17 protein-coding genes and 1 pseudogene are annotated in these 20,361 nt (G+C 69.4%); 4 read left to right on the top strand and 14 right to left on the bottom strand.

Translation table 11 applies throughout. The features are described 5' to 3' along the window. Window positions 1-72 precede the first annotated feature (72 nt). Window positions 73-1,530 (bottom strand): AMP-binding protein, encoded by a 1,458-nt coding sequence (locus OM513_RS00190; RefSeq protein WP_264942132.1) that lies wholly within the window; start codon window positions 1,528-1,530, stop codon window positions 73-75. A 554-nt stretch (window positions 1,531-2,084) separates the two neighbouring features. Here OM513_RS00190 and OM513_RS00185 point away from each other — a divergent pair. After that, a complete protein-coding gene (locus OM513_RS00185) occupies window positions 2,085-2,879 on the top strand; it encodes an enoyl-CoA hydratase/isomerase family protein (RefSeq protein WP_264942131.1) in 795 nt (264 codons plus the stop codon). Here OM513_RS00185 and OM513_RS00180 read toward each other — a convergent pair. The 3 genes and pseudogenes from OM513_RS00180 to OM513_RS00170 form a co-directional block, all read right to left on the bottom strand. Then, window positions 2,860-3,406 (bottom strand): annotated as a pseudogene (locus OM513_RS00180) (IS630 family transposase). The gene OM513_RS00185 and the pseudogene OM513_RS00180 sit on opposite strands and share 20 nt — an antisense overlap. Window positions 3,407-3,432: 26 nt before the next feature. Further along, window positions 3,433-4,107, bottom strand: a complete 675-nt coding sequence (locus OM513_RS00175; protein ID WP_264942130.1) for an anti-sigma factor — start codon at window positions 4,105-4,107, stop codon at window positions 3,433-3,435. Beyond that, window positions 4,104-4,562 (bottom strand): RNA polymerase sigma factor, encoded by a 459-nt coding sequence (locus tag OM513_RS00170; RefSeq protein WP_264943000.1) that lies wholly within the window; start codon window positions 4,560-4,562, stop codon window positions 4,104-4,106. The genes OM513_RS00175 and OM513_RS00170 overlap by 4 nt, the downstream gene beginning before the upstream one ends. 105 nt (window positions 4,563-4,667) lie before the next feature. On the opposite strand from OM513_RS00170, the gene OM513_RS00165 reads away from it, so the two are divergent. Both OM513_RS00165 and OM513_RS00160 read left to right on the top strand, forming a co-directional pair. Further along, a complete protein-coding gene (locus tag OM513_RS00165; protein ID WP_264942129.1) occupies window positions 4,668-5,900 on the top strand; it encodes a S8 family serine peptidase in 1,233 nt (410 codons plus the stop codon). 75 nt (window positions 5,901-5,975) lie between these two features. Then, window positions 5,976-6,929 (top strand): OmpA family protein, encoded by a 954-nt coding sequence (locus OM513_RS00160; RefSeq protein WP_264942128.1) that lies wholly within the window; start codon window positions 5,976-5,978, stop codon window positions 6,927-6,929. Window positions 6,930-7,036: 107 nt separating this feature from the next. Here the strand turns inward: OM513_RS00160 and OM513_RS00155 are convergent, their stop codons facing one another. From OM513_RS00155 to OM513_RS00130, 6 genes are all read right to left on the bottom strand, one after another. Further along, window positions 7,037-7,342: a hypothetical protein gene (locus OM513_RS00155; RefSeq protein ID WP_264942127.1), complete on the bottom strand. Its 306-nt coding sequence runs from the start codon at window positions 7,340-7,342 to the stop codon at window positions 7,037-7,039. A 216-nt stretch (window positions 7,343-7,558) separates the two neighbouring features. Beyond that, window positions 7,559-8,950 (bottom strand): DUF1254 domain-containing protein, encoded by a 1,392-nt coding sequence (locus OM513_RS00150; protein ID WP_264942126.1) that lies wholly within the window; start codon window positions 8,948-8,950, stop codon window positions 7,559-7,561. A gap of 27 nt (window positions 8,951-8,977) precedes the next feature. Then, window positions 8,978-10,540, bottom strand: coding sequence for a carboxylesterase/lipase family protein (locus OM513_RS00145; protein ID WP_264942125.1), 1,563 nt, complete (start codon window positions 10,538-10,540; stop codon window positions 8,978-8,980). A 36-nt stretch (window positions 10,541-10,576) separates the two neighbouring features. Beyond that, a complete protein-coding gene (locus OM513_RS00140) occupies window positions 10,577-12,157 on the bottom strand; it encodes a long-chain-fatty-acid--CoA ligase (protein WP_264942124.1) in 1,581 nt (526 codons plus the stop codon). Between the two features lie 145 nt (window positions 12,158-12,302). Beyond that, window positions 12,303-13,271, bottom strand: a complete 969-nt coding sequence (locus OM513_RS00135) for an alpha/beta hydrolase family esterase (protein ID WP_264942123.1) — start codon at window positions 13,269-13,271, stop codon at window positions 12,303-12,305. 8 nt (window positions 13,272-13,279) lie between these two features. Continuing rightward, window positions 13,280-15,484 carry a TonB-dependent receptor gene (locus OM513_RS00130; RefSeq protein WP_264942122.1) on the bottom strand — a complete coding sequence of 735 codons (2,205 nt, stop codon included), beginning with the start codon at window positions 15,482-15,484 and terminating at the stop codon, window positions 13,280-13,282. A 193-nt stretch (window positions 15,485-15,677) separates the two neighbouring features. Between OM513_RS00130 and OM513_RS00125 the strand changes: the two genes are divergently transcribed. Further along, the gene (locus tag OM513_RS00125; protein WP_264942121.1) at window positions 15,678-16,277 is read left to right on the top strand and encodes a TetR/AcrR family transcriptional regulator; all 600 of its coding nucleotides are present in this window, start codon (window positions 15,678-15,680) and stop codon (window positions 16,275-16,277) included. A 39-nt stretch (window positions 16,278-16,316) separates the two neighbouring features. Here OM513_RS00125 and OM513_RS00120 read toward each other — a convergent pair whose 3' ends face one another. Genes OM513_RS00120 through OM513_RS00105 form a run of 4 tightly spaced genes read right to left on the bottom strand, consistent with a single transcriptional unit; the run spans window position 16,317 to window position 20,351 of the window. Further along, on the bottom strand, window positions 16,317-17,807 hold the full coding sequence (locus tag OM513_RS00120) for an aldehyde dehydrogenase family protein (protein WP_264942120.1): 1,491 nt from the start codon (window positions 17,805-17,807) through the stop codon (window positions 16,317-16,319). Next, window positions 17,800-19,425 (bottom strand): GMC family oxidoreductase, encoded by a 1,626-nt coding sequence (locus OM513_RS00115; RefSeq protein ID WP_264942119.1) that lies wholly within the window; start codon window positions 19,423-19,425, stop codon window positions 17,800-17,802. The genes OM513_RS00120 and OM513_RS00115 overlap by 8 nt, the downstream gene beginning before the upstream one ends. 33 nt (window positions 19,426-19,458) lie before the next feature. Beyond that, the gene (locus OM513_RS00110; protein ID WP_264942118.1) at window positions 19,459-19,923 is read right to left on the bottom strand and encodes a hypothetical protein; all 465 of its coding nucleotides are present in this window, start codon (window positions 19,921-19,923) and stop codon (window positions 19,459-19,461) included. Continuing rightward, the gene (locus tag OM513_RS00105; protein WP_264942117.1) at window positions 19,920-20,351 is read right to left on the bottom strand and encodes a c-type cytochrome; all 432 of its coding nucleotides are present in this window, start codon (window positions 20,349-20,351) and stop codon (window positions 19,920-19,922) included. The genes OM513_RS00110 and OM513_RS00105 overlap by 4 nt, the downstream gene beginning before the upstream one ends. Window positions 20,352-20,361 lie beyond the last annotated feature (10 nt).

Below are 20,361 nucleotides of genomic sequence, written 5' to 3'. Positions count from 1 at the left end.
ACGGGCCGCCGCTGGCCAGCGGCGCCGTGCGGACCCGCGCGTTTCGGATGCCGGAACGATTGGAGCGAGCGATCATGACGCGGCGGAGATCCGCTCCTCCCGCAACTGCGATCGGCGGACCTTCCCGGCATCGTCGCGCAGATTCTGTTCGGTGAATTCGAAAGTCCGGGGAATCTTGTACCGCACCAGCTTCTCCGCGAGGAAGGCGCGCAGCGCATCCGCGTCGATTCGGCCGCGCGCGTCCGCGGCAAGCTGGACGATGGCGTGCGCCCGATTGACCAGATCCGGATCCGGCAGCCCGATCACGATCGAGGACTGGACCGCGGGATGTTCGTCCAGCGCCGCTTCGACCTCGGCGGGAAAGATGTTGGCGCCGCCGGACACGATCATGTCGGTCCGCCGGTCGGCGATGTAGAGATAGCCGTCCTCGTCGACATGGCCCAGGTCGCCATAGGTCTGCCAGCCGCCGAGCGCGCCCTTGGCTTCCGCGCCGATATATTCATAGGTCGAGTTCGGCCCGCCATCCGGCAGGAAATAAATCTCGCCTACGGTGCCGGCGGGGCATTCCTTGCCCTGTTCGTCCAGGATGCGCATCTGCGCGCCGGGCTGGACCCGGCCGACGGAGCCTTTGTGGGTGAGCCACTCGCGCCCGGTGATCAGGGTGCCGCCGAACAGTTCGCTGCCGCCATAGACTTCCATGATCTTGTCCGGCCCCAGCCAGTCGATCCAGGCCTGTTTGAGCCATTGCGGGCAGACCGACGCCATGTGGAACACGACGCGCAGGCTGGACATATCGAAGGATTCGCGCTGCTCCGCGGGAAGGCGCCAGATCCGGTTCATCATCGTCGGTACGAAGTTGACCCAGTTCACCTTGTACCGTTCGATCAGTTCCAGCGCCTGCAAGGGATCGAAGCGTCCCATCTCGACGACATGGTTTCCAGAGAACAGGCAGCGGAAGGACCCGACGAACGGCGCATTATGATATAGCGGCCCCGGGTTTAGCATGGTTTCCCCGGACAGCAGCCCCATCGAGGCATCGGGATCGAACGCGCCGGCCTGCTTGTCGACGATCAGCTTGGGCCGCCCGGTCGATCCGCCGCTGGTGTGCATCTTCCAGCGCGGCGCGATCTTGAGCGGCAGCGGATCTGCGGAGACATCCTCGCCGGGAGGGGTGCCGGTGACCAGGAAATTCCAGCCCTCGATCCGCACATGCGCGTCGCCGATGATCAGCCTTGGTCCCGCGATCTCCACGATCGCGCGCAATTCGGCGGCGGGCAGCTTCGGTGACACGATATTGGGCGTGGCGCCCAGCTTCCAGATCGCGAAGGCGGCCTCGTAGAATTCGAAGCCGTTCGGAATCGCCAGCGTGACCACATCGCCCTCGCCGACGCCGAGCGCCGCGAGCTGGCGCGCCTTGCGATTGGAGCGGGCATCGAGTTCGGCGAAGCTGAGGGTTACGCCGTTGAAGCTTACCGCCGGGCGGCTCGGACCGTTGCTGGCATGATAGGCGAGAAGCGCGCCGATCGGCATCGGCCCGGGCTTCGTGCGCGCAACGTCCAAACCTTCACTGTCCAACTCCACGCTCCTCTCCCGGAATGGGCATTCTACGAGGCGACTTCCGCCGCTCCGCCAGCCCGGATCGGCGAACCTTACAGGCGCCGGGAAGCCCCGTGACCGGATAAAGGCGCACCCCTTATTCCTGCAAGGAATGCCTCCGGCGTTTGTGCAGAAATAATCCGCATCTGGCCGGCAATCGAGCGGGCCGGGCAATTCCGGCATGGCGCATCCGGCATGGCGCAGCGGGCCACTCATGCCTCTCGGGCATTTCTAACGCCGCATAGGAATTTCCGCCCCCGCCACCCGGCCTCTACTAGCTGCTCCGGGCCGTCCGCTGCGATGTCGGCCATGAGAGGGGCGTGCGCTGATACATCGACCGGCAGGCATGGCGCCCGGTGCATCGCCCCGGAGCGGAGATTCGTCCGACGCGCGGCTGGGCCGCACTCCCGATCCACGCCGATGGGACTGGCCGGCCGCTACGGCCGCAGGCGGCGAACTTCCGAAATGACCGACGAAGAAGGTGAATGATGAAGGATTACTCCACGATCAGCGTCGAGCAGGAAGGCGCAGTCGATTGGCTGACGCTCAACCGGCCGGACCGGCTGAATGCGCTCGACGCGACGATGGTGTGCGAGTTGTGGGATTATTTTCAGGGCCTGCAATCCGATTATTCGCGCCGGATCGTCGTCCTGCGCGGCGCCGGCAAGGCCTTCTGCGCCGGGCTCGACCTGGTCTGGTTCAACACAGCGAAGGAAAAGATGCCGCGCGGCGCCACCGACAAGGGGCCAGGGCCGTCGCTGAGCGACATCGTCCTCAGCATGCGGTCCTGCCCACAGGTGATCATTTCGCTGGTCCACGGCGCGGCATGCGGGGGCGGGTTCAACTTCGCGCTGGCTTCCGACATCCGTATCGCCGGGCGCAGCGCGCGGATGAATGTGGCGTTCGTGAAGCTGGGCCTTTCCGGATGCGAACTGGGCACGAGCTATTTCCTGCCCCGCACGGTCGGCGCTTCGGTCGCGGCGGAGCTGATGATGACGGGCCGCTTCATCCACGCCGATCGTGCGCTGGCGACCGGGCTGGTGTCGGAGGTCGTTGATGACGATCAGCTCGAAGCAACCGCCCGAGCGCTGATCGGCGATCTGCTGGCGGCGTCACCGACCGGACTGCGCAAGACCAAGGAAACGATGGCGCGCGCGAGCGGGATGGACGACCTGGCAGCAGTGATCGCGCTCGAAGAGCACACGCAGACGATGTGCATGCAGGCGAGCGATTTCACGCAGACCGTCGCGGCCTTCGGCGAGGTCAAAGCCGAGCGGGTGTAGGGTTTCGCGCCGCGGTGAATTCACCTGGGCCTTCTAGAGCGTTTTTCGATCGATCTGCATCATAGCCACATGCGGCGAAGTAATTGGCGCACTCCTGCGGGGAGTAGAGGTCGAGGATGCGGCCGATGGCGTTCCACAGGCCATGGATGGTGCGCACGGCCGCCTTTCGCAGATGCGCCTCGAGCTTGGAGAAGGCCTGCTCGATCGGGTTGAAGCCGGGGCTGTAGGGCGGGAGGAAGAGGAGCATGGCGCCCGCTTTCGATGGCTGCGCGAACGGCTGGCGCCTTGTGGCTCGACAGATTGTCCATGACGACCACATCGCCGCGACCGAGTTCGGGCACCAGGACGCGGGTTACATAGGTGAGGAATGCGTCGGCGTTCATCGGGCCGTCGAGCACCCAGGGTGCGACCAAGCCGGTGCGGCGCAGGCCGGCGACGAAGGTGGTGGTCTTCCAGTGGCCGAAGGGGATGCCGGCACGCGGCCGCTCGCCGCGCGGACAGCGGCCATGGCCCCGCGCGCGGCTCAACCGCGCAACGTTGCGGAGGTCGCTTGCTATTTCCAAAGCGCGTCGCGCGCGCGCCGCTCGGCCGCGGGGTCGAGCGGATCGCCTGCCATCATGTCCTGCGCAGCCGCCATCAGCGCGGGGTCAGCCGATCCGGCCTGGCGATAGGCGGTGGCCTGGCCGGCGCTATCCGCGGCCCGGGTGTGGCGGAGCTCCCAGCGCTTGCCCTCGCGGCAGGCGATTCCGTCGACGGCGGGGGAGCTGAACACCCGGCAATAGGCCTTGTCGGTGCCCTGGAAGCTGACGAGCACCCGGGTGGCCCCTTCGTCGGAGGCGAGCTGGCGGTCGAGCGCGGTGGCGAGCGCACCCGACGCGACCAGGCGGTTATCGGCGATTGCGACAGGCCCGCCAGGGCGCCCGAACTGTCCGACCATGATACCGAGCACGAGGCTGGCCGCCATCGCTCCCGCGGTCCACCAGACGCGCCGGCGATTGCCCGGCCGGAGGGGCACCACCTTCGGCTTGAGCATCGCGGTGAGGCGATCGGGCACGGGCTCGGCGGCGACCGGCGCGAACATATTGCTCAGCTGTGCGCGCAGCGCACGGTGCGACGCGACCGCCAGTGCCAGAGCAGGCACTTCCGCCATGCGCTGCTCGAACCGCCTTGCCGCAATCTCGTCGAGTTCGCCATCGGCATAGGCCATCGCCAGTTCGTCGTCGGTCATGCCGCCTCTCCCAGCCGCGCCATCAGCGCCTGCCGCCCGCGCACCAGCCGCGAGGTGAGCGTACCGATGGGCACATCGAGAACCTCCGCCGCTTCCTTGTAGGCCAGCCCCTCCACCAGCACGAGCGCCACTGCCTCGCGCTGCTCATCGGGCAGGGCGTTCATCGCCGCGTGAATCTCGCGGGCACCGACCTGAACCTCGATCCGCGAGCTCTCGTCCGCGATGCCCGCGCCCGCGGCCTCGGGCAGGAAGGTCTCGGCGGCGCGGGTGCGCGACCGGACCGTATCGATCCACGTGTTGCGCATGATCCGGTACATCCAGCTATCCATCCTCGTGCCGGGCTGCCACTGGGCGCGGGCCTTGAGCGCCTTTTCCAGCGCCGCCTGCGCCAGATCCTCCGCATCGGCGGCGTCATGCGACAGCGACCGCGCGAATCGGCGCAGACGCGGCAGCATCGCCAGCAGTTGATCCTCGAAGGCGTCCAAGCCCAAAATCTTCCTCTTGCGGATGAAACGGATGGGATTGGCCGTTTCATCCGCATGGTGCCATATTATTCCGCGATGCGAACCCTGGCTCTGCTCTTCATGCTCGGCCTGATCGCCGCCCCGCCGACGGCAGGGCAGGTCGTGCCCCCGCTGCCCCCGCTGCCAGGGGTGGAGGCCCCGCTGGCGCCGGTGCGCCCGCTGGTCGATGGCGTGCTGGAGACGCCGTCCAGGGTCGCCCGCAAGCTCGCAGACTTGCGGATCGACCGGCTGAAGGCGCTGGTACGCGCCAATCGCGATGCGATCGTCCTCGATCCCGACGGCAATCCGGCGCGGGCAGGCGAGATCATCGTCGCCGATCCTAATCCGGCGCTGATCGACCGCGCGATTGCCGGCGGATTTCGGCTGATCGAGCAGGAGATCGCGCTGGGCGTCGGCTTCGCGCGCTTCGCGGTGCCGCATGGAGTGTCGCTACGCGCCGCGATCCGGACGCTGCGAAAGCTTGGCGCCCGCGACGTACTGGCGGATCAACTGTATTTCCAGGGCGGCCAGTCCGGCCTGGCCATGGTGCCGCTGCCGATGGCGTTCCCGGCTGCGGCAAGCGCGACAGTGGGCATGATCGATGGCGGCGTGCTGGGCAATGGGGTGGAGCAGCGGGGCTTCGCGGCCGGCGCCCCGCGCGCGAGCGATCACGGCACTGCGGTCGCCTCGCTGATTGCGGGCTCGGGTCCCATTCGCGGCGGCGCGCCGAGAGCGCGGGTGCTGGCGGCCGATGTATATGGCAGCGATCCCGCGGGCGGCAGTGCGACTGCGATCGCCAAGGCGCTCGCCTGGCTGGTGGGGCGGGGCGTGCCGGTCGTGACGATCAGCCTGGTCGGACCCGCCAACCCGTTGCTGGGCCGTGTGATCGCCGCGGCACAGGATCGCGGGGTGATCATCGTCGCGGCGGTAGGCAATGACGGACCGGCGGCGCCCTATGCCTATCCGGCCTCCTATCCGCTCGTGATCGCCGTCACTGGAGTGGATGCGAGCAATCGCATCCTGATCGAGGCCGGCCGCGCGCTGCACCTCGACTATGCCGCGCCTGGCGCCGACATGGCGGCCGCGAATGCGCGGGGCGGGACATCGTCGGTCCGTGGCACCTCGTTTGCCGCCCCGCTGGTCGCCGCGCGCATCGCCAGCTTCTATCCGCGGCCCGATCCCCGTCAGCGGGGCGTGGCGCTGGCGCGGGTCGATGGTGAGGCACAGCGGCTTGGCAGACGCTATGGCCGCGGGTTGGTATGCGGGGGGTGCCGCACCTCGGCACGATAAAATCCATCGCGCGATGGATTAAACCGGCGGACCCGCCCGTTATCTCCTTGAAGATGGCTTCAAAGGAGAAGGCTCATGACCCGATTCATGCTTGGTACCGCAGTAGCTGCGCTGATCGCTGCCAGCCCGGCATCAGCGCAGATCCTGAGCGGCGGCGGCGGTTCTCTCGGCGGAACAATCGGCGGATCGATCGATCGCGTGCCGATCGACACGGTCACCCGGACCCGCACCGGCATCCGCGCCGACCGCGAGATCCGGTCGCGCCGTCCCGATCGCCGCGTCACCGGCCGGGTTACCGCGAATGCGGCGACCGACAGCGCGGCGCGCATCGGCGAGCGCCGGATCGTCACGCGGAGCTCGGCGGATGCCGGGCTGACGCTGGAGCAGCGGATGCTGCGCACGCGCGGTGCCGTCGGCGCAATGCGGCGGGGCATGCGCCGGGCCGAATCGACCTCGGCCGGGGTCTCGGTCTTCGTGCCGCGGGTGGCGGTGGTTGCCCCCGCTACGCCCCGCGTCGTGGTGGCTTCCTATCCGTCCTACAGCAGCGCCTATTATTACGGGCCGGATGCGGTGTTCGTCAGCTCGGGCCATGTCGACCGCTATATGGACGGCCAGTATCAGGAAATCCTGGTCAGCCTCGAGGGTAGCGGCGCGACGGTGCATCGCCGCGGCGAGGATCTGGTGGTCACGGTTCCCGCCGACGTGACGTTCGCGTTCGATCGTTCGGATATCCGCGGGCAATTCCATGCCCGGCTGGCTGCCTTCGCGCGAGCGTTGAACGCCTATCCGGGCAGCGACATCCAGGTGATCGGCCACACCGATTCGATGGGTTCGGAGACGTACAACATCGCGCTGTCGGAGCGGCGCGGCCGCAGCGTCGCCGATTTCCTCGTCGCGCAAGGCGTGGACCCGGCGCGGCTGGTGGTCGAGGCGATGGGTGAATCACAGCCGATCGCGACCAACGCGACCGTGCAGGGCCGCGCGGCCAATCGCCGCGTCGAATTCGTCATCCATCCGCGCGCGGGCTGATGGGAGTGCAAGGCGCCGGGGCCAACGCTTTGGCGCCTTGCGAGGGAGGGGAGGATCGATGGACGCGATCTACTTTGCCGCGCGAGCCGCACGGCACGAAGCGATGGTCAGCCGGACTTCCCATCCGGCGGCGCGCCTGGCGCACATGAAGCTGGCCGCGGCGTATCGCGCGAAGGCTGAAGCCGAAAGGTGCGGGGATCGGCGCCATCCCCGGCGCGCTCGATCGCGTCCGCATGCGTCTCATTGCCATCGGCCAGGCCGATGATGAGGCACGGCGGCAACGCCCCGGCTTCGACCTTCCACATGATTTGCGACAGCCGTTGCGCCATGCGGTCCTGCGATGCTGGCGCTTCCATTACGATCGGGCCTGTATCGACGCCTTCGCATTGTGTGATCGGCACGAAGAAGGGCAACGTGATCCGCGACCTGATCGAACGCCGGGGGCCGTGCCGAACATTCCGTCCAGGGCAATCTACCGCATCGCCGCCATCACCCGGTGGTTATGAGGCCCAACCTACCGCGGCGGCTCCACGCCACCGCGATGGGTCCGCCGCCGCAGCCAGCCGTGCCCGAAGCGGCACAGCAGCGCGCTGAGCATCAGCGCGAGCAAGTCACCGCTCGCGCGCGCATTATGGCGCGGCCTGTTCCAGCGGCGGGACGCGCCACTTGCGCGCCTGCAACTCCGGCTTGGGCAGATAGGCGCGCAGCGCCAGCCGCATCGGGCCTTTCGGCGCGGGCAGCCAGTTCGGGGCCAGCCGCCCTTCGGGCCGCTCATGCTGGATCGGGACGATCAGGCTGCCGTCGGGCTCGTACACCAGCCCGGGCGTCCGGTCGCCGATCGAATAGCGGTTGAGCGGGTTCTCCACCAGGAAGTAGCGGCCGTCGGGCTGCGGATCGTACATCGTCAGCGACCAGAAGGCCCTGGCCGGCACGCCGCCGGGCGGCACGCGCCAGCGATAGGGGGTCGCGCCGGTAAGCTGCTGGCCGGCACCGTCGAAGTTGGCGTGGAAGTACATCGCCTCCTTCTCGCTCAGCGCGGCGATGCCGCCGAGCGCGACCAGCGCGCGCAGCCGGTCGTTGCTGCCGAAATCGCCTACGCCGCGCGCCTGATAGGTCCAGCCGCCGACAACGAGATCGCGGAACAGGAAGCCTTCGCGCAGCTCCTGATAGCCCTTGGGAAAGAACGCCGCCCAGCGCGCGAGCAGCTCCGGCGAGGGCTTGTCCGCGCCGATGCCCTGCGAGCGGAAGCGTGCGGCGCGCGCCGTCTGGCCGAGCCCGCCGGGGGAACGGCGCAGCACCTCGTTCACCACCGCCAGGAAATTCGCGGGATCGGGAATGCCGGTGGTCGCGCGCGCCGTATAGCCGCGCGGTTCGCGCGGGGCGCCGGGCACGCTGACCCGCACCTGTTCCAGCAGCGCCGCCGCCGCGGGCAGGTCGCCAGGCCCTTCGACCAGGATGCGGCCGAGCATCCACACGTCGTTGGTGGACGAGCGCAGGACGCGCACCCCGGACGGCGCCCGCCCGCGCCATTGCGGCCCGGCGATCCAGAAGCGGCCGCCCCGCCCCTTGGTCGCGCGGGTGCCGACATAGGCGAAATTGTCGGTGAAGGCGTCCATGAAGGCGATCGAGAAATAGCGATCGGGGATCGTCGGCACGGAAACCTCCACCGGCCCGCCCGACAGCTCCAGGAACGACGAGGCATAGACGGTGTCGTTGTTCGGCGCGGTCACGTTGCGCGATTCCGGGCCGGAAAGCTGCGCCCGGCGCGTCACCGTGTTCAGCCCGCTGGCGCGGCCCATCCCCTGTCCCAGCGTCTGTTCGACACGCGCGAATTCGTAGAGCGGGAAGCCGTAGAAGAAGGCCGCCCGGATCGCCGCCTCATCGGCGTCGAGGCCCGGCGAAGGCTCTGGCACGCGCGGGCTGGCGAACGCGCCGCGCGCGGCGAACGCCCCCGCCAGCGGCAGCGCGGCCGCCGCCATCAGCAGCTCGCGCCGCGCCATTTTGTCGATGCCTTCGATCATTGCGTCTCTCCCAAGCAACCGGTTCGCCTATCGGCGTGGCGCCGCGCCCAGCGCGCGCGGCAGCAGCGTGCGTTCGAGCACGTCGTAAATCGGCTTGTCGAAGCCCGTTCGCGGGGCGGTGACCGCCGCGAAATCGAGCAGCGTATCGCTGGCCGGGGCATAGGCCGGCCACGCCGGCGCCCCGGGACAGACCGGCACGCCGGTCTTGGCGAAGCTGACCCAGCAGCCGTGGATCGTCGCGGCCATCCGGCGGTCGTCCTCGGTCAGCGCCTGCGCGATCGCCGGCATCGCGGACCAGCTATCGAACACGAACGGAATCTCGCCGCCGTGGCGCGCGCCGCTGCGCTGGCCGCGAAGCAGCTCGGCAACGTAATCGAAGCGATAGAGCCAGCTCGGCGCGCCGCCCGCGCTCCTGCCCGCGATCCAGCGTGCGGGCGCGGAAAAGGCGCCGTCCGCGAACAGCCGGCGGGCGAGCGCCTCGTCGGTCGCCCCGCGCGCGCCATAGGCCGCCCGCAGCGCCGCCAGCCCGGCCCCGGGGACCGACCCGAGCATCGTCGAAGGCGCCATCTGAAAGGATTCCATCAGCGATCCCTCGTCGCTGTTGAAGCCGATGATGAGCGGCACATCGACGACGTCGCCCGCCGCGAACGCCTGCGCGGTGCTCTGCTTCAGCAAACGCCCGTCGATCACCGGGCCAAACCCGACACCGGCCTTGAACCCGGCAAAGGCCTCGGGCGGCAGCGCGCGCAGCTCCGCCAGGCTCGCGCCGGGCCTTACCCCGGCGGATTCGAGCGCGGCGGCCCCGTTGCGCTCGGCCTCGGCCAGATCGGGCGTCGCGTTCCATCCGCCGCCGGATTCGACGATCGCCTTGTGGAACAGCCCCCGCGCCTCCGGCAGCGTCAGCAGGCTGAGCGTCGCCACCCCGCCCGCGGATTCGCCGAACAGCGTGACATTGCCCGGATCGCCCCCGAAGGCGGCGATATTGGCCTGTACCCAGCGGAGCGCGGCGAGCTGGTCCATCGTGCCATAGTTGGCGAGCGGCGCATCGGCCGCCGCCTCCGCGGTGAGCGCGGGATGCGCGAGATAGCCGAGCAGGCCCAGGCGATAGTTGAAGGTGACCAGGATCACCCCGTCGCGGGCAAAGGCGCTGCCGTCATAGAAGGGGGCGGAGCCCGATCCGATGCGGTGCGCGCCGCCATGGATCCACACCATCACCGGCAGCGGCCCGGCATGGCGGGCGGGCGCCCAGATGTTGAGCGTCAGGCAATCCTCGCTCGTCGCGCCGCGCACCGCGTTCGCCTCACGCGCGCCCGCGCCGGGGATCACGCCCTGGGGGCAGGAGGGGCCGAAGGCGGTGGCATCGCGCACGCCCTGCCATGGCGCGGCGGGCTGTGGCGGCTTCCAGCGCAGCGCCCCGGACGGCGGCGCGGCATAGGGGATGCCGCGATAGACGCCGACATCGCCCTCGATCGTGCCGCGGACCTGGCCCTGCGCCGTCCTGGGCAGCTCCGGCCGCGCCTGATTGTGCGCGCAGGCGGGCAGCAGCAGCCCCGCCAGCGTCAGCAGCGAGATCGTCATCAGCCTGCGCATCTTCACGCTCTCCCGGTCCGGGCCTGGCTGGGGCGGTCAGCCGACAAGGCGGTCGACCCCTTCCCAGAACGGCTTGCGCAGCTCGCGCCGCAGGATCTTGCCCGCCGCGTTGCGCGGGATGGCGTCGACGAAGCGGATCTGGCGCGGGCATTTATAGCCCGCGATCCGCTCGCGGCAGTGCGCGAGGACCGCGTCGGCATCCTGTACCGAGCCCGCCGGCACGACCAGCGCCAGCACGGCTTCGCCCCAGCGCGCGTCGGGAATGCCGATCACCGCGACCTCGGCGACGCCGACGTGCGACTGGATCGCGTTCTCGACCTCGACGGGATAGATGTTCTCGCCGCCCGACACGATCATGTCCTTCACCCGATCGCGGATGAACAGGAAGCCCTCGTCGTCCAGATAGCCGGCATCGCCGGTATTGAGCCAGCCGTCGCGGATCGTCTCGGCCGTCGCGGCGGGATCGGAGGCATAGCCCATCATCACCAGCGGGCCGCCGACCTGGATCTCGCCGGTCACGCCCGCGGGCACCGGATTTCCGTCCGCATCGACCACCCTGAGCCCCACGCCCTCCACGGCGCGCCCGCACGAGGCCAGCTTGCCGCGGCCAGGCGCGTGATCCTCGGGCGTCATCAGCGTGATCGGGCCGGTTGTCTCGGTCAGGCCATAGCATTGGGCGAACTCGCAGCCGATCCGCTCCTGCGCCTCGCGCAGCACGGATTCGGCGATCGGCGATCCGCCATAGACGATCACCCGCAGCGGGCCGAGATCGGCGCCGTCCATCGCCGGGCTGGCCAGGCAGGCCTGGATCATCGCCGGGGCGAGCGTGGTGTAGGTGACGCGCTCGCGCGCCAGGGTCTCGACCGCCTGGCCCGGATCGAAGCCGCTGGCCAGAACGAGCCGCGCGCCGGACTGGATGCAGCGCAGGACCGGGCCGATGCCGGTGATGTGGAACATCGGCGCGGGCGCATAGAGCACGTCGCCGGTATCCAGATCGAGCGGCGCCAGGCTGAAGATCGCCAGCGACGCGAGCACGTTGGCGTTGGTGAGCTGAACGCCCTTGGGCAGCCCGGTGGTGCCGCTGGTGTACATCTGCAGCACCACGTCCCCGGGTGTGCCGGACGATGGGTGGGCGCGGTTGTCCTGGCGGTCGCGCCAGCGGCGGTAATCGGCCGGGCCGGTGCCGTCGATCGCCTGGACGGGCACGTCCCGGCCGCCGAGCGCCGCCTGGGCGGTGGCCAGGAACTCGGTATCGGCGAACACCCGGCTCGCGCCCGAATGCTCCAGGATATAGGCCATCTCAACCGGGGTCAGGCGCCAGTTGATCGTCAGCGGCGTCTGTCCTGCCCGGATCGCGCCCAGCAGCAGCTCGACCTGCTCGCCCGAATTGCGGCCGATCAGCGCGACGCGATCCCGGGGGCCTCCCTCCGCGGCCAGGCCGTTGGCGACCCGGGTGACGCGCCGGTCGAGCTCGGCGAAGTCGATCGCGCCGGCCAGCGGGCCGATCGCGGGCGCGTGCGGATGCGCCTTCGCCGTTCGCGTGAGCAAAGCGTCCACGGTCTGCGGGGCGGCCGGGTCACTCCCGAAGAGGCCGAGCAGCGAGCGTACCAGGGTCAAAGTCCATTCCTGTTCCGGCGGGCCGCCGCGCGCGGTACCCGCCAAAAAGATGCCGGGGCGACAGAGCCGCCCCGGCAGGGGGTGGGAGAGGGGAAGCTCCCCTCGGAACCTGCATGCGGCCGCGCCGGGGAGCGGCGGCGGCGCATCAGTTGCGGACGTGCTTGCTGAAGAAATCCCACAGCACGTCCGTCGCGCTGAGCTGATCGTAGCGGTAGCGCTCCAGCATGGGCGCGCCCCCGCCGCTGCCCGGCCAGGTGTGGTTGGCGGAGGCGAGGCTGTAGAAGGTCACGTCCGCGCCCTTGCATCCCGTGGAGCGCTCGATCGTCACGTCGCCGGAGGTGCTGGCGGCGGCGGGCGTTTCGCACCCGTTGGCCCGCCGCCAGAAATCGACCGCATAGCGCACCGGCTGGAACGGCTTGCTCTGCGATTTGGCGACGAAGCCCAGCGTGCTCTGCCCGCCCGGATAGGGGACGACCTCGTCCTTCATGCCGTGGATGATCAGCATCGGGACGGGGCCGGCGGGAGCGGGCTCGCCGCCGAACATCGCCCCCGCCACCACGCCGGCACCGGCAAGCCGCGGGCCGAGCGCGATGGCGATGCGGTGCGTCATCATCCCGCCGTTCGACATGCCGGCCACATAGACGCGGCGCGGATCGATCCCGTTGGACTGTTTCACCGCGTCGATCAGCGCGGCGACGAACTCCACGTCCTTGCTGCCGCTCTCCATCGCATGGCCGCAACAGCCGCCCGCGTTCCACGTGCCCATGTTGGCGGCACGCCCGACGCCGTTGGGGAAGGCGACGACGATCCCCGCCTGCGCCGCCTTGGCCGACCAGCGCTCCACCATGGCGGCCGCGTTGCCGCCGCCGCCGTGCAGCACGATCAGCAGCGGCGCGCCGGGGCGGCCCCTGGCGCCGTCCAGCAACAGATATTCGCGCGCCGTTCCCGCCACGTTGATCGTGTGGCTGGTGGTTCCGGCGGGCGTCCCCTGGTCCGCGCGCTGGGCACGCAGGGCGCGAAGCCGCTGGAACGCCTGGGCGTCGGCCTCGACCGTGCCGAGCAGGCAGAGGCCGATGACTCCGGAAATCGCGATACGGGAAAATGGATGTTTCATGCGAGACCTCACCAATCGAAGGAAATGCTTCCTCCCCAGGTCCGCGGCGTATTGTAGTAATTATTGCCGCCGACCGTGACCACGCGATAGATGTCGTTCGTCAGGTTCTTGACGTACCCCAGCAGGCGCCAGTTCTTGCCCTGGATGCCGGCCGAAAGATCGACGTTCGAATAGGAATCGCTGGCGCGGGCCAGCGATGCGTCGTCGAATCCGCCGCCCGCGGTCTGGAAACTGGCGGTGAACAGGCCGTCGATGCCGCCGCCCAGCGGATGAGTGAAGCCGCCGTTCAGCGTGATCATATAGTCGCGCGCGCGCGGCGTATCCTTGCCGGACAGATCGAGCACCGCGCCCTGGAACAGGATCGAGGCGCCGTCCTTCCACTTGCCGTGCGACGCGGACGCATTCATCGACGCGGTGAAGCGCCCCTGGCCGAGCGGGACCATCGCCGACAGCTCCAGCTCGGCGCCGTAGATGCGGTTGTCGCCCACATTCTCCAGCGTGAAGGCGGGATTGGTGGTGGACAGCGTGGTCGTCTGCTGCACGTCGCGCGTCTCGCCGTAATAGGCGGCGAGCTGGCCGCGGAACACCGCGCCGCCGCTGCGGAACATCGCCTTCACGCCCAGCTCGCCCTGGGCGATGTCCTCGGGGTTATAGGCCACGCGATCGAAGAAGCCGGGGACGGGGGTCTGGTTGAACCCGCCGGGCCGGTAGCCGGTGGCGACGCGGCCATAGAGGGTCACCGCATCGCTGACCTCATAGTTGATCGAGACCGTCGGCAGGAAGCGCGTCCAGTCCCGGTCGAACAGGGTCAGCGGGACAGCGTCGTTGGTCGTTGCGTCCAGATCGAAGCGCTGGAAGCGGAATTTCTTCGAATCCGCCTGGAAACGCGCCTCCGCCGTGATGTTGATCCGGCTGGTCAGGTCATAGCCGATCAGGCCGAACGCCGAATAGGAGAACAGGTCCTCGCGCGCATTGTCGAGCCGGAGCTGGCGGCGCACCGTGGTGGTGGCGGCGGGCGATCCGATGACCGTGCCATGCCGGTTCGAATAGATGTTGCTTTCATAGGTTTGGAAGTCGGCGCCGATCAGCCAGCTCAGCGCGCCGTTGCCGGTCGATCCCCAGTGAACCTCCGCGCCATAGCGCTCGAAATCCTCGCCCTGATCGTCGATCAACTGGATGTTGGCGTTGCGGATGCCCGAATAGTGATCGAAGTCGGCGCCGGCGCGATCGCCCTGGCGGCCCTTGTAGTTGGCCAGCACCACCAGCTCGGAATCGCCGAAATCATGGGTGAAGTCGAACAATAGCTGGGTCTGGGCGATATCCACCCGGTCGGTCGTGTCCAGGCCGGTGCGCACGAACGGATCGGGATCCAGCGCGACATTCTGCCCCAGCGAGCTGAAGCCGGGCGCCGAGGAATCGGAATATTCGACGGTCAGGTTGACGGTGTTGTCGGTGTCGATGCCGAAGCCCAGCGTGCCGCGCACGCCCCAGCTCTTCTCGGTATCCAGATATTTGCCGGTGACCTGGTCGATGTAGAAGCCCTGCTTCTGATCGTTGTAGAAGCCGCCGAAACGCAGCGCGACCGTGTTCGCGATCGGCAGGTTCAGCGTGGCCGATCCCTGGAGCTGCTCCACCGAATCATAGCCCGCCTTGGCGCGCACCTCGAGCTGGTTGACCGGCTTGCGGCTGATGACGTTGACCGCGCCGCCCACCGCGCTGCGCCCGTAAAGCGCGCCTTGCGGGCCGCGATACACCTCGACGCGCTCGACGTCGTAGAAGTCGATGTCGCCATAGCTGCGGCCGCCGAAGCCGCCGCCCGCGACATAGATGCCGTCGCGATAGATGCCGGTGGTCGATTCCGAAAAGCCCAGCCGCCCGCCGCCCTGGCCGCGCAGCGCGATATCGTTGAGATATTGCGGGCCGGAGCTGATCAGCAGCGCGCCGGGCGTCTGCCGCGTGTAATCGGCGACGTCGCGCACGCTCAGCCGCTCCAGGTCGTCGTCGGAGAGGACGCTCACCGAAGCGGGAACATCCTCGATCGATTCCGCGCGCCGCCGTGCCTGGACGACGATCTCGTCGCCGGGATCGGCCTGGGTGGAGGCTTCCGCGTCATAGGCGTCCGAACCATCGGCCTGGGCGTGCGCCGGTGCCGCGGCCGCGCAGGCGGCGGCCATCGCGGCGATCGCCACGCTGCCGCGCAGGGCCGGATTCATCCGGGAAATACAGCGATTTGCCATTCGTCTTTCCTCCCCTGTCCAGTACGGCCGGGGCCGCCTCGACTCTTGATGTCACTTGTGAGTAACATGATGTTACGAGCGAGTAAACAGGTGGGAGGTCCGGCGGTGCGCGAGGCGGCAAGTCCATGCCGGATTTGCCAAATCGTCCGGACTGGGCGAGCGTCGGAACATGGAAAAGACCTATTCGGAGATGATCGACGCACACCGCGTCCAGCGCCGGGAGCAGCTTCTGCGCGCGGCCGCTGAGGTGCTGGAACAGCGCGGGATACGCCAGGCGACGATGGATCATGTCGCGGCCCAGGCCGGCGTGTCGAAGGTGATCCTCTATCGCTACTTCAAGTCGAAGGACGCGCTGGTTCATGCGGTGCTCGACGAGGTGGTCCAGGCGATCCTGACCGCCGATCGCGAGGAGGCCGCGTGGTGGACCGATCGCGTCCGGCGCACGTTGCCGGTCGCGCGGGCGCATGCCGCCGCGATGAAGCTGCTCGTCCGCCACGCGGCGCACGATCCCATCTTCGGATCGCATCTTGAGCGGCTGACGGCCGAGCTGGTCCAGGCGGTGATCGACCGCGAGACCGATATCCTTGGCCCGGAAGAGAATGCCCCGGGGCCGACGATCCTGATGGCGCAGGCGGTGACCACCTTCATGCTCGACAGCTATGTGCGCTGGATCGATCAGGGTGATTGCGGCCGCGACGGCCAGTTCCTCGACTGGATCACCGCGTCGGTGCGCTCGATCGTCTACCACTGGCGCGGGCTGAAGCCCTGATATTTCGCTCCGGGGCGGCCCGCGCGGCCGCCCGTCGCGTCAGTAGCCGATCATCACCGCCTTGGTCTCGGTGAAGGCGCGCACGCCCTCCTGGCCGTTTTCGCGGCCGATGCCCGATTGCTTGAAACCGCCGAAGGGCAGGGCGAACTCCATCCCCGCGCCGTTGACCTTCACCGATCCGGCGCGCAGCCGCTTCGCCATCCCGTGCGCGCGGCCCAGGTCGCGCGTCCAGACATAGGCGGACAGGCCATAGGCGCTGTCGTTGGCCATGGCCGCCGCGGTGTCCAGATCCTCCTCCGCCAGCCGCATCACGCTCAGCACCGGGCCGAAGATCTCCTCTCGCACGATCGCCATGCCGGGATCGGCGCCCGCGAAGATGGTCGGCTGGACGAAATAGCCCGCGCCATCGGGCGTGCCGCCGCCGGCCGCCAGCACGGCGCCCGCGCGCCGCCCGGCCTCGACATAGCCCAGCACGCGCTCGCGCTGCGCCGCGGAGATCAGCGGCCCCATCGCCACGCCCTCCTGCCAGCCGGGGCCGACGTTCAGCTTCGCCGCGAAATCGGCCAGCGCCTGGACGAAGCGATCGTGGATCGCATCGGCGACGAACAGCCGCGAGCCCGCCGCGCACACCTGGCCCGCGTTGCCGAAGATTCCCATCGCCACGCCGGGCACCGCGCGTTCCAGATCGGCGTCGGCATAGACCAGCACCGCGGACTTGCCGCCCAGCTCCAGCGAGACGCGCTTCAGGTCCGGGATGCTGGCGCCCAGGATCGCCTTGCCGGTGGCGGTCGATCCGGTGAAGGAGAGCTTGTCGATCCCGGGATGCGCGGCCAGCGCGGCACCCGCCGCCGTTCCCAGCCCGGTGACGATGTTGACGCTGCCCGCCGGGAAGCCCGCCTCCGCGATCAGCTCGCCGAGCCGCAGCCCGCTCATCGGCGCCAGCTCGGCGGGCTTGAGCACCACGGTGCATCCCGCCGCCAGCGCGGCCGAGACCTTGGCGCAGGTGATCGCGAAGGGCGCGTTCCACGGCACGATCAGCCCGGCCACGCCCAGCGGCTCATGGCTGGTATAGCCGTGCCAGTTGCCGGGCACCGACACCGGCACCGTCTCGCCGCACGGCCGCCGCACCCATCCGGCGTTGTAGCGGATCGCGCTCACCGCACCCATCACGGCGCCGCGCGCGTGGGGAAAGGGCATGCCGTTGTCGAGCGTCTCGATCGCGGCGATGGCGTCGGCATCGGCCTCGATCAGGTCGGCGAGGCGCAGCAGCAGTTGCTCGCGCCGCGCGGCGGGCATGGCGCGCCAGCCGGGATGATCGAAGGCCGCGCGCGCGGCCGCCACCGCCGCGTCGATCTCCCGCGCGGAGCCCGCGGCGATCACGCCGATCTGCTGCTCGTCCGCAGGGTTGATCACGGCGATGGGGTCGCCGTCCTGCGCCACCCATTCGCCGCCGATGAAGTGCCGGCCGAACCCGGCGATGCGCCGCCGCGCGGTTTCGAACGGCGATTGGGTTCCGCCTGCGTCAGCCATTGTGCGCTCCATGGGTCTTCAGGATCAGGTCCGATGCCTTTTCGCCGATCATCACGGCGGCGGCGTTGGTATTGGCGCCCACCAGCAGCGGCATCACCGATGCGTCGGCGACGCGCAGCCCTTCGATGCCATGGACGCGAAGCTGCGGATCGACCACCGCCTCCGGCCCCGTGCCCATCGCGCAGGTGCCCACCGGATGGTGGACGACGCCGGCCAGATCGGCCTTCATCGCGTCCAGCGCCGCGTCGTCCTGCTTGTCGGCGCCGGGCAGGATCTCGCGCGTGACATGATTGGCGACCGGCCCGCCCGCGAAGATGCGGCGCGATATCGCCAGACCCTTCTTCAGCGTCGCCCAGTCGTTCGGATGCTGGAGCAGGTTCAGCTCGATGCGCGGCGCGCTGTGCGGATCGGCGTCGCGCAGCGTCAGGGCGCCGCGGCTTTCGGGCCGCAGCAGGCAGATCGAGTTGTAGAAGCAATCCTGCTTCGGCTTGCTGAAGCCCGGGAACCAGATGTTGGCGTCCACGCGCACCGGGCTGACCATGATCTGAAGGTCGGGCCGGTCCAGCCCGTCCTGCGAGCGCGCCAGGATGCACGCGGCGGCGATCTGGTTGGCGAAGGTGCCCGAGCTGAACAGATACCAGCGCAGGAACGAAAGCGCCGCGCGATCGAAGCGCAGCTCGCGCGCGAAGCTGTGCGGCAGCACCGCGTCATATTGATGCGCGAGGCGGACATGCTCCTGCAGGTTGCGGCCGACCCCGGGCAGCGCATGGACCACGGGGATGCCGTGGCGGCTCAGCTCCGCCCCGTCGCCCACGCCCGACAGCAGCAGCAGGTGCGGCGAGCCATAGGCGCCGCCGCTCAGGATCACCTCGCGCCGCGCGTTCGCCTGGCGGCGCTGGCCGTAAACCTCATATTCCACCCCGGTCGCGCGGCGGCCGTCGAACAGGACGCGGCGGGCCTGGGCACGGGTGGCGATCGTCAGGTTGTGCCGCTTGCGCCGGATATCCTCCAGATAGGCGCGCGCCGATCCGCATCGCCGCCCGCCGCGGATCGCGATCTGCACATCGGCGCAGCCTTCGTTCGATTCGCCGTCGTAATCGGGGTTGTAGGGATAGCCGCACAGCGCGGCGGAGGCGCGCAGCTCCGCCGCCATCAGCCGGGCGGTGTCCACCGGCTTCACCGTGATCGGCCCGCCCTTGCCGCGCCATTTGTTGCCGCCGCTCCAGTGATCCTCGGACCGCTGGAAATAGGGCAGCACGTCGGCATAGCTCCAGCCTTCGCAGCCAAGCGCCGCCCAATCGTCGAAATCGGCGGGGTGGCCGCGGAAATGGACCATGCCGTTGATCGAAGAGGACCCGCCCAGCATCCGCCCGCGCGGCAGGGGAAACACCTTGCCGCCCGCCGCCGCCTCCGGCTCCGACGCGAAGTTCCAGGTGAAGTCCGGGTTGCGCAGCGCATGGAGGAAGCCCAGCGGCATCTGCACATAGGGGTGGTCCGCCTCGCCGCCCGCCTCGATCAGCAGCACGCGGATGGCGGGATCGGCCGATAGCCGGTTGGCGATCACCGAACCCGCCGATCCGGCGCCGACGATCACATAGTCATAATTGGCCGCGTTCACGCTGAACCTTTCCGTCGAAGAACCGCCCGCACGTCAGACGAGCCACAGGAATACGCTGGCGGTGCCGGCGGGGGGCGGGCGGCGGCGCACCATGGCGATCAGCGCCGCCTGGGCCTCCGCGCCGCGATCGGCCAGGGGCGCCGCGCCGCCGCCGTTCCACGCCGCGGCGAAGCGCATCGGCCGCCCCGCCTCGCGCGCCAGATCGCGCATCAGCATCATGTCGGTATAGCTGGTGAGCCCCATCACCGGCCCGCCGGAGCGCAGCCAGCCGGCGCCCTGCGCCAGCACATGGGCGACGATCTCGCCGCCCGGATCGCTCACCGCATGGCCGCCCCGCCGGGCCGCCGATGCCAGCGCGGCCACGCCGGGCAGGCGCCGGTCGGCGACGATGCGGATCGCGTCCTGCGCAGATGCGGCGCCCGGAACCCCGGCGCCGGCCAGCCCGGCCAGCGGCAGCGCGGACAGCGCCTTCAGCAGCGTGCGGCGATCGGCGCTCACCGGGCGCGGCCCTTGTCGGCCAGCCAGGCGGCGATCTTGTCGAGCTCCTCGTCGGTCACCTCCACGCGCGAGAAGGGCGGCATGTTGACCAGCCCCTTGCGCGCGACGGTCTTCACATAGTCGGCGTCCAGATCGGTGCGCTTGTGCAGCTCGGCCTTGTCGGGCTCCATGCGGCGGCCCAGCATGATCGTGCCGGTGTTGCGGCCGGCGTGACAGAAGGCGCATTCGCGGCCGTACAGCCGCTCGCCCTCGCTCGACGATCCCGCGCCGAAGCGCACGACCTGCGATTGCGGCATGCGGCCGTCCTTGGCGGCGGGCGCATCGCCGCCCTTGCCCGAACAGGCGGCGGCGAGCAGCCCGAGCGCGGCGGCGAAGACGATGCGGCCCGTCATGCGGGCGGTGGCGGCAGGGTTGCGGGACGCGGTCATCGGCTCGCTC

This window comes from Sphingomonas canadensis (assembly GCF_026013525.1).
Lineage (GTDB): Bacteria > Pseudomonadota > Alphaproteobacteria > Sphingomonadales > Sphingomonadaceae > Sphingomonas > Sphingomonas canadensis.
The sequence above is the reverse complement of the archived record's forward strand: the minus strand, read 5'-3'. Positions and strand labels throughout refer to the sequence as shown.